The sequence below is a fragment of the Colwellia sp. KS18-150 genome, assembly GCF_057551365.1.
This window is the reverse complement of the sequence record NZ_BAAJMC010000002.1, coordinates 126,173-139,087: the sequence shown is the minus strand read 5'-3', so window position 1 is coordinate 139,087 and position 12,915 is coordinate 126,173. Positions and strand designations below refer to the sequence as shown.

Genomic DNA, 12,915 nt, shown 5'->3' with positions numbered 1-12,915 from the left:
TATTGGGAATAAAATAATGGCTAAATCAATGTTAAATATAACTAGGTTATAGTTTACAATAATATAGTTTTAACGTGTTTATATAAAGAATATGTTAGCAATTTTTTTTCAACTCACTCACAGCAACAAAAATCCCAAAAAAATATGGCTTTTTCATGATAAAACTTTCCCCTATCGAAAAGTATAAACAAGATTTGACACGAGATGACTTTTTATTTGATGCCGCACAAGAAAATGCGGTGAAGCACTTACAACGTTTATATGAAGATTTACAGTATAAACCTGTTGCGGTTTCTACCTTTAAAAAAGTATTAAACCGTTGGAAGAAAGTTTATGCGAAACCAGAAATAAAACCGGTTAAGGGCTTATATTTTTGGGGAGGTGTTGGGCGAGGTAAAACCTATCTTGTCGATACATTCTATGATTGCTTACCTTTTGAGAATAAAATGCGTGTGCATTTTCATCGCTTTATGCACAGAGTTCATCAAGAGCTGAAATTACTCACAGGACAGTCTGATCCCTTAAAGATTATCGCTAAAAAGTTTGCACAAGAAACTCGTATCATTTGTTTTGATGAATTTTTTGTTTCAGATATTACCGATGCTATGATTTTAGGGACTTTATTCGAAGAGTTGTTTACTCATAATGTGACCTTGGTCGCCACGTCGAATATTATTCCCGATGAGCTTTACCGTAATGGCTTACAACGAGAAAGATTCTTACCCGCAATTAAGTTAGTAAACGAGCATACTGACGTGGTGAATGTTGACAGTGGTGTTGATTATCGTCTGCGCACCCTTGAGCAAGCTGAGATTTACCATTACCCATTAGATCAACAAGCGAGTGATAATTTAAGCCATTATTTTAAACAGCTTTCTTGTGAGCCGGGCAAAGAGGGGATTGATATAGAGATAAACAATCGTCAATTATCAACGGTATTAGTTTCTGACGGTGTGGTGTATTTCGACTTTTCGGTGTTATGTGAAGGGGCTCGAAGTCAGGGAGATTACATGGAAATCAGTCAACTGTTTAACACTGTGTTGTTGTCTAATGTGAAACAGATGGGCCAAGACAGTGATGATAGTACTCGTCGATTTATCGCCATGGTGGATGAGTTTTATGAGCGTAATGTAAAGCTTATTATTTCCGCAGAAACTGCGCTGGAAGACTTATACAGTGGCGGTAATTTAGCGTTTGAATTTAAACGCTGCTTAAGTCGTTTGCAAGAAATGCAGTCACATGACTATTTGGCAAGCGAGCACTTACCTTAAGTTACCCTTATAATATTCGTGAGACAGGAACAGTCGAAGTGCGAACCCCCCCTTCGACTGATTCCAAATAAACGGATGAAAAGTTAATACAATAACGTATAGAGTTTACGGCGGTACTTAGTGGCGATTGTATCGCCATCAGGAAGTGCTTTTAAAACATCTAAAAATAAGCTTTTACTTTGCTCTTTCGTATCGACATTACCCGCTTGAACTAACCTAAATAGTAACTGTAAGGCATCTTCATGGCGATTAACTTGACTATATTGAGCAGCAAGTTGGTGCTGTATATCAATGTCATTCGGGGAGCTTGCCAGTTTTTCTTCAAGCGCTTGTATTTCAGGCGAATTAGCTGCCTGGCTAGCAAGCTCTAACTTGGCAAGTAATGCTTGATAATAACTGTCTTGATCAACCATCATTATGCTATCAAGTAATAATTGAGCATCTTCTGTTTTGCCTAGTTGAATACTAACATCGGCTAAAACTAGCTTTATATCTGCTCGCTCATTATTAATGTTATATGCTTGACTGATCGTATTTAGCGCGTCATTAATATTGTTTTCAGCTAATAAAGCTTGTGCTTGAGCGAGTAATAAATCTTCTTGTTTAGGTAAATGCTTTTCTAAAAATGTAGCGATAGTTTCATCGGTTTGTGGGCCTGATACGCCATCAATAGGTTGACCATCTTTAACTAATATCGCTGTTGGTAAGCCTTGAATACCAAATTGTTGTGCTATTTGTTGCTGGGTTTGACAGTCAACGGTGGCCATAAGCATTTGTGCTTCAAATGGTGCTACTTTAGCTGCTAGCCCATCTCTTAATGCCACACTTTCAGGAATTTGCTCAGCCCAAAAGGCAACTAAGACTAATTTATTTTTTGATTCATCCAGCACTATTTGCTGAAAATTTTCTAAGGTAATTGCAATCATATGTTAAGTCACTTCATGTATTGGTATGCGTCGTTTTCTATCCAAGAATAAACCATAATAAACCTACGCCGAGGAGCAGTCGGTAGATAACAAAGGGCATCATGCCTAATTTATTTAATAGGATAAGAAAGTAATGAATACAAGCATAAGCACTAATAAATGCAATTAAACTGCCTAAGCCTATTGCTTGCCATTCTACGGCTTCAGTAGATAAAATTAATTTAAACGTTAAATAACTACCCGCCATAGCAATTGCGGGAATAGAGAGTAAAAAAGAAAATCGAGCGGCATTATCTCTAGATAATCCAAGCATTAGGCCGATTGTCATGGTGATACCAGAGCGAGAAGTTCCGGGAATAAGTGCCACGGCTTGCGCCAAACCAATTAACATTGCGCCTTTAAATCCCAGTTTTTCCATGGGTTTATGAGTAATTCTATGTCCTGCTTTTATATCGGCAAAACCGAGTAAAAAACCAAACATTAATGTTGTGCCAGCAATGACTAAGGCAGAGCGTAAATGCTCCTCGATAAAGTCTTTACCTAATAAGCCAAATAAGCCGGCAGGAATAGTGGCAAAGATAATCCACCAAGCTAATTTCCCTTCAAAATTTACTTGAGCTTGATCACTATTTTTAGCCGGACCTATATTTAATGTGCCCAGCCAAGCAACGGACATAGTACCTAGCTCTTTTCTAAAATATAGCATTACCGCGAGTAACGTACCTACATGAACAGCAACATCAAAACCAAGTCCCTGATCTTGCCAACCTAAAATGGCTGAGGGCAATATCAAGTGGGCAGAGCTTGAAATAGGTAAAAACTCGGTTAATCCTTGTAGCAAGGCTAAAATAATGACTTCTAATGTGCTCATAACTTCCTTTTTACCTTTAATTATGTTTTGAAAACTTTTTCGGTGTATCTTGATATTAACGGTACTACTACCAACAATTATCAACGAGGGTTAATGCCTGCTTTGATTTATCGTATTCTTGCCAAAGACTCTGATAGCTTTTTTTCAGCACTGGATGTATCAAGTGTGGCGCTATTTCACTTAGTGGCCATAATACAAAGGCGTTTTTATCTATTTCATCACGTGGCAATTGCGCTGGAACATCAGTGATTAAATCATCAAAAAGTAGTAGATCAAGATCTAGCGTGCGAGGGCTAAATTTTTTAGCGTTAATACTGCGTCCATAACGAAACTCTATGTTACGCAAAATAGTCGCGACTTGCTCAACACTATGCTGACACTCTATCGCCACAACCATATTGTAAAAAGACTTACCGTCAAAGCCAACGGCTTCACTTTCAAAGAGTGATGACAATGTCAGTTGATTAAACTCGACACCAAAATCATTCGCTAAAGACTCTAGGCCACATTTTACATGGTAAGCTCGATTAACATTACTACCTAATGAGATGTAAATATTGGTCATTAGTTTGTTTGAGGCTTTATTAACTGACCGCGTTCAATTTCTACACCAACAGTCTCGGCGTTATGAACAGCTCCGGGTTTTCCGATACTAAGGCGTAACCAAGGAATATGGTATTGTGCTCTTAAAAAGTCAGCCAAACGCTCAGCTAAGGTTTCTAATAAATCAACAGGATTATTATTGGCAAAGGTGTCTATAGCTGTTGAGATTTCAGCATAATCTAATGTTTTTTCTAGTTCGTCATTTTCAGCTGCTTTGGCAGTATCCCATGCCATTGCTACATCAATAACAAGCGTTTGTTTTATCTCTTTTTCCCACTGAAAAAAGCCAATGGTGGTTTGAATATTCAAACCTTTAATAAAAACTGTATCCATTTCTTGCCTGACATTAAGAATTTTTACAAAATAAAATGCGAGTTTACCTGCGTGGCAGTAGAAAAACTAGCAGATAACAAGATAGAATGGATATTATTGTTAATTTTTTAATATTTTCTTTTTACTATGTTGCTATTAACGTTCGCCATGATTGTGCTCGCCTATTTAATCGGCTCAATTTCTAGTGCTATTTTAATATGTAAACTATTGGGCTTACCTGATCCTAGAACAACTGGCTCTCATAACCCTGGCGCAACAAATGTATTGAGAATGAGTAATAAATTAACGGCAGCGGTTGTGCTCTTTTTTGATATTTTAAAAGGGACTATTCCGGTTTGGGGAAGCTATTTCCTCTTTGACTACTTTGGTGTGAAAGAGCCGTTATACTTAGGCTTTATCGGCGTTTCTGCATGCTTGGGACATATGTACCCTGTTTTTTTCAACTTCCAAGGTGGTAAAGCTGTTGCAACAGCATTAGGCACATTATTACCGATAGGGTTAGGGTTAGGGGCGTTACTTATTATTACTTGGGCAGGCGTTGCCAAGTTAAGTAAGTATTCAAGCTTAGCGGCCATTGTTACTGTTTCGATGGCGCCACTTTATGTCTATATCCTAAAACCTGAATATGTTTACCCAACATTGATGTTGTCGGGCTTAATTGTTTTTCGCCATAAAGATAATATTATTCGCCTACTCAAGGGCACAGAAAATAAAATTTCTACTAACATAGATTTCAATAAATAACGTCTTACTCAAAGGGACTTCATGAAAAAACTAATTTCACTGCTTTTGTTAATAACATTTGAGCTTTTAAATACTCCGTTGACTTTCGCGCAAGGCTTCCCGCCAGCTAATGTTAATGTTGTCAGTGCTAAAGTCACTTCTCTTGCTCCCGTTGTTTGGGTGTCGGGTACTGTGGTGAGTCAAAATGACTCTAAAATTGCTGCAGAAATTTCTGGACGCTTAATCAGTTTGTCTGCAATTGGGGCGCGCGTAAATCAAGGTGATATTATCGCACGCATCGATGATAAACAGCTAAAAATTCAGTTCCAAGAAGAACAGGCCAATGTCTTAAATAGTCAAGCTCACTTACGTTATTTAGAAGCTGAAGTCATTAGAAAAACGAAACTGGTTAAACAAAAGCTATCTCCAGCTACTGAGTTAGATAAAACTATTTCTGAGCGAGATATTGCCAAAGGTGATGTTGTCGCATCTCAAGCAAGATTAGCTAGAACGGAACAAAACTTAGCTTATACACAATTAAAAGCTCCGTTTTCAGGAATTGTTGCTGAACGAATTGCCAGTTTAGGTGAGTATGTTGATAACGGTAGCGCGATAGTTCGTCTAGTCGAAACTGCAAATAGTGAAGCGACTGTATTCGCCCCGATTGTTGCTTATCAATTTTTAAAAGAAGCAAAACAACTGGCGGTAGAGTCACCTTTAGGTTCAGGTTTTGCAGATATTAAAACCTTAGTACCTGTTGCCAACGCACGTTCTCATTTAATGGAAGTGCGTATAGATATGTCTACCTTTGATTGGCCAATAGGGTTGAACATTAAAGCAAAAGTAGCCAATGGCCCAAGTACCATTGCTTTAGCTGTGCCAAGAGATGCGTTAGTTTTACGACGCTCAGGCGCAAGTGTTTTTAGAATCAATAAAACTGAACAGGCAGCAACAGCTGAGCAAATACCGGTTGAAGTTGGCGTAGGTATGGATGGGTTAGTTGCTATTTCTAGTGCACTATCGACCACTGAAATTCGCGAAGGAGATTTAATTGTCATCCGTGGCGCCGAGCGCTTGCAAAGTGGTCAAAATGTCGCAATCAAAGATAATAATCAAGCGCTTGTTTCAGGTAGCTCTGATGGTAAAAGCGAAGGGCCGGGTACTAAATAATGAATTTAACTTCACCTGCGCTTAAAAATCCTACAGCAGTTATTGTTGCCGTTTTGCTGGTGGCATTATTCGGTATTATTAGCTTATCTAAATTACCGGTGCAATTAACCCCTGATATTAGTAAGCCAGAAATTAGCATTTCTACTAGTTGGCGCTCAGCGGCACCGGAAGAAATGGAAGCGGAAATTATAGAGCGACAAGAAGATGTATTAAAAGGCTTGCAGGGACTAGATTTACTCACCTCTAGTTCAGGACAAGGTAATGGTAATATTACCTTGCGCTATAAATCAGATGTTAATTTAGATCGCGCCTTAATTGATGCAATGAATGCACTTAATCAAGTGCCTACTTATCCTGCTGATGCGACTGAGCCCGTAATTTCTGTGGGTGGCGATCGAACTTTTGATGCTATCGCTTGGTTTGCTTTAAAGCCATTACCCGGTAATGAGCGAGACATTGTCAGCTATCAAGATTATGTGGAAGAAGTGATTCAAACACGTTTAGAGCGTGTTAAAGGCATTGCCAAAACCAATGCTTTTGGTGGTTTACCTTCAGAATTAAGGGTGACTTTCGATCCCTACAAAGCGGCTTCATTAGGTTTAAATATTCCAGAGCTAGCAGGAACATTGGCAAATAACAGTGATAGCTCTGGCGGCTTTAATGAAGTTGGGCGAAGAAAATACACGTTAAGATTTTCAGGGAAATATGGCGCTGAACAACTTGCGGAAATGGTATTAGAGTGGCGTGATGGTCAACCTGTACTTTTACGTGATGTAGCCACGGTAGAGCAAACATTTCAAGACAGAACCGGTATTTTAACCTTAGATGGTGAGCCCGCAATTGCTATGAACGCCAGAGCAGAGCTTGGCGTCAATGTTATTGAAGTGATGACAGATTTAAAAGCAGCTATGTCTGAGTTAAATGACGGCCCATTGCAACAAGTGGGCTTGCAAATGATTCAAATGTCAGATGAAACCATTTACATTAATCGCTCAATGAACCTAGTGCGTAATAACTTACTCATGGGTATTGCTCTAGCTATTATTGTTCTTTGGTGGTTTTTACGAAAATTTAGAGCGACGCTGATTGTTGCTGTATCTATCCCCATTTCGTTAATCGTTACCCTAGTGGTGATGTATATTTCCAACCGTACGTTAAACATTATATCAATGGCTGGCTTGGCCTTTGCGGTAGGTATGGTGTTGGATGCCGCCATTGTCGTACTAGAAAATATTGTCAGATTACGAGAAAAAGGTGAGGAGCCTGAAAAGGCTTCGCTGAAAGGGGCTACGCAAGTATGGGGCGCTTTAATCGCATCAACCGTTACCACTGTTGCTATCTTTCTACCTATTGCTTTTTTAGATGCCGTGTCAGGGCAATTGTTTGCCGATTTAGCTATTACCATCGCCGTAGCTATTGTTGCTTCACTCATTATTGCGGTCACAGTTTTGCCTACCGCGGCCAGAAAACTGTTAACACAAGTGAAAGAAGAAGATCCACACGCCCATTGGTGGCGTAATATCACTAAAGGCATAATGCGCATTACGAGTACGCCAAGTAAACGTTTTAGCTGGATTTTTGGTTTAATGATGCTTTCATTTGGTGGCAGCTGGTTACTTTTTCCTGAAATTGATTATTTACCCAAAGGAAATCAAAACCAGTTCCAGGCCTTTATTTTACCACCTCCAGGACTAAGTTACCCAGCAGCGCGCTTTGAAATGAGTGATGAAATTAATCGTAGGATCATGCCTTATTTAAATGGTGAAAAAGAGCCGAAAATTGCTCATACCTGGATGGGCTTTTTTGGCAGCTTTGGTTTTATGGGGGGACATGCTGAAAACGCCGATGATATTGGTGAAATCATTCAAGTAATCAATACTGAATTTTTACAAGGTTTTCCAGATACCATGGCATTTGCATCTCAATCGCAAATATTTCAAAGCCTAGGTGGCGGCAGACGAATTGATGTTGATATCCAAGGCAATGACGTTGATACACTACTTAAAGCCGCTCAAACAGGCTATGGTCTTATTAGCCAAGCATTACCGGGGGCGCAAATTCAGCCATCACCGAGCCTAACTTTGGCTGAGCCTGAGCTGCGAATGATACCTAATGAAAGACGAATGGCTGAAGCTGGTTGGACACGTTCTGAAGTATCGGCCATCTCTCGCTCATTAGGCACAGGTTTATATGTTGGTGATTTCTTCAATGGTCAAAAACGTCTTGACGTTTTTCTACGCTCAACTGATTGGCAGTCCCCTGAAGAGTTGGCGGCAATTCCACTTTATACTCCAAATGCAGGTGTACAACCCATAGGAGAATTAGTTGATATAGTTCGTACGGCGGGTCCAAGCTCAATTAGACGCGTTAATAGACAGCGTACTATTACTTTACAAGTAACCCCGCCGGGTGATTTAAGTTTAGAAGAGGCAATTGCTCAAATAAAAGAAAAAGCTGAGCCGGCGATTATGTCAGTATTGTCGGCAGATACAGCAGGTGAGGGCGGCGGTACCGCGACGGTAAATTATCGAGGCAGTGCTGAAGCACTAACTGAAGCGTTAACTAGTATGAGTCAAAGCTTCATTTTAGCGTTAATTATTCTTTATTTATTGATGTCAGCATTATTTCAGTCATTTAAAGATAGTTTGCTGGTTGTGCTAACAATCCCATTGGCAACTATTGGTGGTATCGGCTTTTTGCAATTAACCAATTTAGTCATTTTCCAGCCTTTAGACTTATTAACTATGATCGGTTTTATCATTTTACTGGGGCTTGTGGTTAATAATGCTATTTTATTAGTGTATCAAACAAGACAAGGTGAGAAAGAAGGTTTATCTCGTCATGATGCTGTTGAACAAGCGGTAAGATTAAGACTTAGACCAATATTAATGAGTACTTTAACCAGTATTTGTGGCATGTTGCCACTATTATTGGTACCAGGTGCAGGTGCTGAACTTTATCGAGGAATTGCTGCTGTTATTGTGGGTGGCATGAGTGTTAGTACTATTTTCACACTGATCTTTTTACCAAGCCTATTACAGCTTGGACAAAAGAAAGTATTAACGTCTACTTAGAGTAACTCAGTTAAAATTAGGCTGTTAGCCATTTAACTGAGTTAAATGGCTACACTGCTGGTAATGAGTCTAATGACCAACGTGGACTGGCTTTAAAAGTCAAATCAGCATGTGTGCCAGCCTTGAGCCTTTGTAGCCCAGCATAGGCGATCATAGCACCATTGTCAGTACAAAATTCAGGACGAGGGTAGAAAACACTCCCTCCTAATTTTTTAGTAGTGATTGCTAATTTTTCTCTTAATGCTGTATTTGCGCTAACGCCACCGGCAATGACTAAACGATTTAAGTTTTCTTGCTGTAAGGCACGTTTACATTTTATTGCTAAAGTATCTACGACAGCTTGTTGAAAGGCTAGGGCAATATCAGCATGAGTTTGTTTAAGATCTTTTTCGCTAATTTCTTCACCTTCTAAAGACGTACATTCTTTTCTTACTAGCGTACCCGCTGCGGTTTTTAAACCACTAAAACTAAAATCTAATCCCGGTCTGTCCGTCATAGGTCTTGGTAATTTGAAACGTTTTGGCGTGCCAGACTCAGCCATTTTAGATAGCGCCGGTCCACCAGGGTAATCCAACCCTAACAGTTTAGCGGTTTTATCAAACGCCTCACCGGCAGCATCATCGACAGATTCACCTAATAATTTATATTGGCCTATACCATCTACACGCACTAGCATGGTATGCCCGCCAGAAACGAGAAGAGCAACAAATGGAAATTCAGGCACATCATCTTCTAGCATAGGGGCTAATAAATGTCCTTCCATGTGATGCACTGGTACCGCGGGTAAGTCCCAACCATAAGCCAAGCTACGACCAATAGAACAGCCAACCAAAAGCGCGCCCACAAGGCCTGGACCTGCCGTGTAAGCAATACCATCAAGCTCTTGTGGTGTTAAATTGGCATCAGCTAAAACTTCTTTAATTAAGGGAATAGTTTTTCGCACATGATCACGAGAAGCTAGCTCAGGAACTACACCACCGTAATCTGCATGAACAGCAATTTGGCTATATAATCGATGAGACATAATGCCCAATTCGTCATCATAAATAGCAATACCAGTTTCATCACAAGAGGTCTCGATGCCTAAAATTCGCATAGTTGTAGAGTAGGGTTCGTTAAAAGTGAGGCGATTTTACCTGCACTAAGGGGATTTCGCTAGTTTATTTGCGCTAGTGGTGAAATTAGCCTTTACATAGTGAAGTGGTTAGCAGTAGAATACGTCACCCATTTTTAATAGAGCGGGTGTAGACAAGGTTTTTTATAAGATAAAACTTAAGTCCAACGCCGATTTATATAGATACATACTAAGGTAAAACAGTACATGCCAGTAATTAAAGTAAGAGAAAACGAACCATTTGACGTAGCATTACGTCGTTTTAAACGTTCATGTGAAAAAGCAGGTATCCTTTCTGAAGTTCGTCGTCGCGAATGTTACGAAAAGCCAACTTGGGAACGTAAACGTAAAAAAGCAGCTGCTGTTAAACGTGCTGCTAAGAAAGTTTCTCGTGAGAATGCCCGTCGCATTCGCATGTACTAAGACTATTCTTTTAAGAATGACCTTAGTAAGCTTTAGAGTGTAATTTTATGTCACTTATTAATACACTTAAAGATGAAATGAAAAATGCCATGCGCGCTAAAGACAAATTACGTCTTGGAGTGATTCGTATGGCTTTATCTGCCGTTAAGCAAGCTGAAATTGATCATAACACCGAAGCAACCGATGACAATATTATTGCAGTTTTAACCAAAATGGTTAAACAGCGTAAAGAGTCTATCAAAATGTTTACTGATGGTGGTCGTGATGAGTTGGCAGCGAAAGAGGCAGAAGAAGTTACTGCTCTAGAGTATTTTCTTCCTCAGCCACTTAATGATGCAGAAATTAAAGAATTAATAAACGATGCGATTAGTAATACCGGTGCAGCTTCAATGGCTGACATGGGTAAAGTAATGGCAGTGTTGAAACCTTTAATGCAAGGGAAAGCCGATATGGGCGCAGTTAGCGGCCAAGTTAGAGCAGCCTTAAACGCATAAAATGTTTGTAAAATAATTCAGAAAAACCGTAATAGCTTAGGTTGTTACGGTTTTTTTTCCACTAAAATATCACAACCTTTGTTTTCTTTTGTGTACAATAAAAACTTCCCATTTCTACAGTAGATGATTATTAACCCTATGGCTGGACGTATTTCTCGACAATTTATTGATGATTTATTGGCACGTGCTGATATTGTTGAACTTGTAGAGTCTCGAGTGCCGTTAAAAAAAGCCGGTAAAAACTATCAAGCCTGCTGTCCTTTTCATAATGAAAAATCTCCTTCTTTTACCGTTAGTCAAGATAAGCAGTTTTACCATTGTTTTGGTTGTGGTGAACACGGTAATGCCATCTCGTTCTTGATGGAGTTTGATCGACTTGATTTTGTTGATGCCATTGAAGAGCTTGCATCTCATTGCGGTATGGAAGTGGTGCGAGAAGAAAATAATGCTAGCCCAGCAGAGCAACGTCGACAACAGCAAATATATCAACAAAAACAAGATGACTATGAGTTGATGGGACAAGTGAGCAGATTTTTTCAACAACAGCTAAAAGTTGCTAAAGACAAAGCAACGGCTATTGATTATTTAAAAGGTCGCGGGTTAAGTGGCGAAGTAGTTAAACGCTTTGGTATTGGTTATGTTAGTGATGCTTGGGATGGCATGATGAAGGTCTTTTCAGCTAATGGTCAAGCCAATAAACAATTAGTCGATTTAGGCATGGCGATTCAAGGTGATAAAAATAGACCTTATGATCGTTTTCGTGGACGGATCATGTTTCCAATCCATGATAAACGCGGCCGTGTTATTGGTTTTGGTGGCAGAGTACTTGGGGACGAAAAACCTAAGTATTTAAACTCACCTGAAACTCGAGTTTATCATAAAGGGCAAGAGCTATATGGTCTCTATGAAGCTAAACAAGCTAACAAAAACCTTGAGCGTTTAGTTGTTGTAGAAGGATATATGGATGTTGTGGCATTAGCTCAGCATGGTGTTAACTATGCAGTAGCTTCACTAGGAACAGCAACAACCTTCGAACAATTACAAACTATGTTTCGTACGGTAAATGAAGTCATTTGTTGTTACGATGGCGACAGAGCAGGTCGTGACGCTGCTTGGCGAGCTATGGAAAATGCATTACCACTTATTCGTGATGGCTTTTCGTTAAAGTTTGTTTTTGTACCAGAAGGCGAAGATCCAGATTCGCTAATAAGAAAACAAGGGCAGGCTGCATTTGAGAAGATTCTTGATAGTGCTATGCCATTATCAAAATTTTTATTTGATAAATTCTTAGAAGATAACCCAGCTAACACCACAGAAGAAAAAGTAGCGTTAATCGAAAAGCTACAACCTTATATTCATAAATTACCAGATAGCATGTTAAAAAATGCCATTGTTGAAGAGATGGCGGCACACTTTGGTTTAAATAGTGAAAAACGATTACTAGAATTACAAAAAATTAATAGCAGTTCGGTGCAAAAAGTTGCTCGTAAGAACACGAAAGTAACACCGGTTAGATTAGCTATTGCATTATTACTAGAGCATCCCCATATAGTAAGTTCATTAGAAAATATTGCTGTATTACAGTCGTTAGATGTTCCAGGAATTGGTTTATTAAATCAATTGTTGAATATCTGCCAGCAAAACCCTGATATTAAAACACCGCAATTGTTGGAGTATTTTCGTGACACTGAATATGGAAAACAACTAGCAAAATTAATGTGTTGGCAGCACCATATTGAAGCTGAAGCTGCTACAGATGTCTTTTTGGATAGTATAGAAAAACTGCTCAATGACTTTGTTGAACAGCGTGCTGAATTCTTGTTGCAAAAAGCTCGAGCAGGGCAAATGACTCAACAAGAAAAGCAAGAACTACAAGTGATACTCAATAACTCATAGCTAAGGCAGTTAACTCA

General features: G+C 39.3%; 12 protein-coding genes. 7 read left to right on the top strand and 5 right to left on the bottom strand.

The annotated features are described in order from the left end of the window. The first annotated feature begins 155 nt into the window (after nucleotides 1-155). A complete protein-coding gene (gene zapE / locus AC27IF_RS03965; protein WP_487052434.1) occupies nucleotides 156-1,271 on the top strand; it encodes a cell division protein ZapE in 1,116 nt (371 codons plus the stop codon). A gap of 83 nt (nucleotides 1,272-1,354) precedes the next feature. Here zapE and AC27IF_RS03960 read toward each other — a convergent pair whose 3' ends face one another. The 4 genes from AC27IF_RS03960 to folB form a co-directional block, all read right to left on the bottom strand. Beyond that, nucleotides 1,355-2,197, bottom strand: coding sequence for a tetratricopeptide repeat protein (locus tag AC27IF_RS03960; protein ID WP_487052433.1), 843 nt, complete (start codon nucleotides 2,195-2,197; stop codon nucleotides 1,355-1,357). A 37-nt stretch (nucleotides 2,198-2,234) separates the two neighbouring features. Next, nucleotides 2,235-3,068 (bottom strand): undecaprenyl-diphosphate phosphatase, encoded by an 834-nt coding sequence (locus tag AC27IF_RS03955; RefSeq protein ID WP_487052432.1) that lies wholly within the window; start codon nucleotides 3,066-3,068, stop codon nucleotides 2,235-2,237. 67 nt (nucleotides 3,069-3,135) lie between these two features. Further along, a complete protein-coding gene (gene folK, locus AC27IF_RS03950; protein WP_487052431.1) occupies nucleotides 3,136-3,633 on the bottom strand; it encodes a 2-amino-4-hydroxy-6-hydroxymethyldihydropteridine diphosphokinase in 498 nt (165 codons plus the stop codon). Then, complete coding sequence (gene folB / locus AC27IF_RS03945; protein WP_487052430.1) at nucleotides 3,633-4,004, bottom strand: dihydroneopterin aldolase; 372 nt, start codon at nucleotides 4,002-4,004, stop codon at nucleotides 3,633-3,635. The genes folK and folB overlap by 1 nt, the downstream gene beginning before the upstream one ends. A 126-nt stretch (nucleotides 4,005-4,130) precedes the next feature. Here folB and plsY point away from each other — a divergent pair, with 126 nt between their 5' ends. From plsY to AC27IF_RS03930, 3 genes are read left to right on the top strand one after another with little or no spacing between them, the layout of a single operon-like run. Continuing rightward, a complete protein-coding gene (plsY, locus tag AC27IF_RS03940) occupies nucleotides 4,131-4,748 on the top strand; it encodes a glycerol-3-phosphate 1-O-acyltransferase PlsY (RefSeq protein WP_487052429.1) in 618 nt (205 codons plus the stop codon). Nucleotides 4,749-4,769: 21 nt separating this feature from the next. Continuing rightward, the gene (locus tag AC27IF_RS03935; RefSeq protein WP_487052428.1) at nucleotides 4,770-5,897 is read left to right on the top strand and encodes an efflux RND transporter periplasmic adaptor subunit; all 1,128 of its coding nucleotides are present in this window, start codon (nucleotides 4,770-4,772) and stop codon (nucleotides 5,895-5,897) included. Further along, entirely contained in the window at nucleotides 5,897-8,971 is a 3,075-nt protein-coding gene (locus tag AC27IF_RS03930; RefSeq protein WP_487052427.1) for an efflux RND transporter permease subunit, read from the top strand. Before AC27IF_RS03935 ends, AC27IF_RS03930 begins: the two co-directional genes overlap by 1 nt. 49 nt (nucleotides 8,972-9,020) lie before the next feature. Here the strand turns inward: AC27IF_RS03930 and tsaD are convergent, their stop codons facing one another. Then, a complete protein-coding gene (gene tsaD / locus AC27IF_RS03925) occupies nucleotides 9,021-10,067 on the bottom strand; it encodes a tRNA (adenosine(37)-N6)-threonylcarbamoyltransferase complex transferase subunit TsaD (RefSeq protein ID WP_487052426.1) in 1,047 nt (348 codons plus the stop codon). Between the two features lie 225 nt (nucleotides 10,068-10,292). On the opposite strand from tsaD, the gene rpsU reads away from it, so the two are divergent. The 3 genes from rpsU (at nucleotide 10,293) to dnaG (ending at nucleotide 12,898) form a co-directional block, all read left to right on the top strand. Then, nucleotides 10,293-10,508 carry a 30S ribosomal protein S21 gene (gene rpsU / locus AC27IF_RS03920; protein WP_487052425.1) on the top strand — a complete coding sequence of 72 codons (216 nt, stop codon included), beginning with the start codon at nucleotides 10,293-10,295 and terminating at the stop codon, nucleotides 10,506-10,508. A 47-nt stretch (nucleotides 10,509-10,555) separates the two neighbouring features. Further along, the gene (locus AC27IF_RS03915; protein ID WP_487052424.1) at nucleotides 10,556-11,002 is read left to right on the top strand and encodes a GatB/YqeY domain-containing protein; all 447 of its coding nucleotides are present in this window, start codon (nucleotides 10,556-10,558) and stop codon (nucleotides 11,000-11,002) included. A gap of 138 nt (nucleotides 11,003-11,140) precedes the next feature. Continuing rightward, a complete protein-coding gene (dnaG, locus tag AC27IF_RS03910) occupies nucleotides 11,141-12,898 on the top strand; it encodes a DNA primase (RefSeq protein ID WP_487052753.1) in 1,758 nt (585 codons plus the stop codon). The last annotated feature ends 17 nt before the right edge of the window (nucleotides 12,899-12,915 follow it).